Origin of the sequence: Hydrogenophaga laconesensis (assembly GCF_031457235.1) — a bacterium.
Lineage (GTDB): Bacteria > Pseudomonadota > Gammaproteobacteria > Burkholderiales > Burkholderiaceae_C > Hydrogenophaga > Hydrogenophaga laconesensis.
Window position 1 is genome coordinate 1 of sequence record NZ_JAVDWE010000047.1, and the last position, 1,926, is coordinate 1,926.

Here is a 1,926-nt window from a genome sequence, read left to right on the forward strand (position 1 = left end):
TGCTGCCTTGGAACATCGCGCTCGACGGACTGTAGGCTGCCCTGCGCACATCGTTGCGACTCCAAGTGCAAGGGCGTGGTTCATAGACGGCTTACCCTTGAAGGCACGGAAGCTCAGGTAGCTGCGCACTGCTGTCGCGGTGGCACCGCCGCTGGCAGCGCTCACCCGCGAGAGCTCTTGGGCCAGGAATTGCCGCAGTTCTTCGGCCGATGGCGTCGTAGAGTTCGAGGACAGGGACAGCATCGCGCGAACGATCGCCGTGCGCCGAAGACGCGTGCGGCCAGCGAGTCCCTTCGCGTGCAGGAGGAGGTCGTCAAAGCGCAGAAATTGCTCATCGACCGGGCTGCTAGGACGAACATCCTGTTGAACGACTGATGCGCAGTCAACAGCCACCAGGTGCTGCAGAGCCGCGCGGACCTGGTGACGGCTGCGCTGCACCGGGGAAGCGCAAGTGCAGCGCGGCAGGTGTTCATCAACAAAGGCAACGGGGATCAGGCCCAAGCAAACTCTGGCAAAGCAAGCGAATGGAGTAGCAAAGACTGCAGCGCGTAGACCGGGCAGCTATCCCATGGATCTGGCGCGGGTTTGCAACCTCGCAGCCCTCCCCTCGTCTGATCTCGACGCCTTGCTACGAGCCACGGATGTCAGTGAGGTATGGGACGTGGGACCGCGCATCGGAAAGCAACTCAAGGACGGCGACATTCAGTCTGTCCTCGACTTTGTTCGAATGGATCCAGCCACGGTACGGCGCCCCTGGGGCGTGACTCTGGAACGCACGCTTCGCGAACTGCAAGGACAGCAGTGCATCGAGCTCGACAGCGCACCTGGGCCCAAGAAACAGATTGCTTGCACTCGCTCCTTTGGGAAGCCAATACACGAGTTGCGGCCGCTGATCGAAGCGGTGAGCGAGTTTGCTGGTAGAGCGGGAGAAAAGCTGCGGGCACAGGACAGCGCCGCGACCGAGATGCTCGTGTTCGTTCACACCTCTCCCCACAGGGCCGGTCCACAGCTATCGCGCAGCATCGTCGTGCAGCTTCCGAAACCCACCGCAGATAGTCTCGCACTGGTGCAGGCAGCGGCAGACGGCATGCTATGCATGTACGCGCCTGGCTACCGTTTCAGCAAGGCAGGGGTAATCCTTGTGGATCTTCTGCCAGCGTCGATGCAGCAGGGGAACCTGGACTTCGATGCGCCGACCGAACCTACGCACAACGGTGCGCGCGAGCGCCTCATGGTGGCAATGGATGCGATCAATGGGCGCTTTGGCAAGGGTACGGTGCACTCCGTCTCTACTGGCAAGTCTGGACCTCTGCGCGAATGGGACATGAAGCAAGAGCGGCGCACACCTCAGTACACGACGCGATTTGAGGACATCCCGGTTGCGAGAGCCTGACTCAAGCCGGTCCGAGGATGTTCAGATCAACCTCGGTCTGCTTGCTCAGTCGCAAGCTTGCGAAGCGCCTCGATCTCTAGCGTCGTCAGCGGTATTCCTGTTCCCAACGCAGCCCGATCGCAAGAGGCCTTGGCCAACAGGTGCGCGTGATAGAGCGCAACACGCTCATGACCATCGCAACACTCCGCGGCGAACAGCCCGCGCCTGCCTGATAGGAGCTGCAGGGCCGTGACCAGCGACCAGTTGGGCCCATGAGCAGCCTTCAACTCAGCGATCGCTCCCTCTCGCTCTTCGCTCTCTGTCGCCCATGCCAGAACAACACTAGCGCAATGTCGTACTAGAGGCAGATCAGCCGGAGCAGCAGCACGTGCCTTCGCAATTTTGTGGGCCAGTGCAGGGCTTGGTGTTGACATAGGTGTGTGCGCCGGTAGGAGTCATGTAAGCGGCCGGCCATCCCACCTTGGCTAGGCATCGGTGTGGGATGCCGCTAGATTGGCTATCGGAGGTTCAGGATGCGCCGGGCACCGCTGAGC

The 1,926-nt window shown here is 61.5% G+C and carries 1 protein-coding gene and 1 pseudogene; one reads left to right on the forward strand and one right to left on the reverse strand.

Annotation, left to right across the window (positions count from 1 at the left end; all coding sequences use genetic code 11):
- Positions 1 to 501 (reverse strand): annotated as a pseudogene (locus J2X09_RS26985) (hypothetical protein); the annotation flags it as partial.
- A 67-nt stretch (positions 502 to 568) separates the two neighbouring features.
- Here J2X09_RS26985 and J2X09_RS26990 point away from each other — a divergent pair.
- On the forward strand, positions 569 to 1,393 hold the full coding sequence (locus J2X09_RS26990; RefSeq protein WP_204735975.1) for a DUF4113 domain-containing protein: 825 nt from the start codon (positions 569 to 571) through the stop codon (positions 1,391 to 1,393).
- Positions 1,394 to 1,926 lie beyond the last annotated feature (533 nt).

Excerpts from the sequence above, each read along its gene's own strand:
- J2X09_RS26990 (WP_204735975.1), top strand. The coding sequence starts at position 569 with ATGGATCTGGCGCGGGTTTGCAACCTCGCAGCCCTCCCCTCGTCTGAT.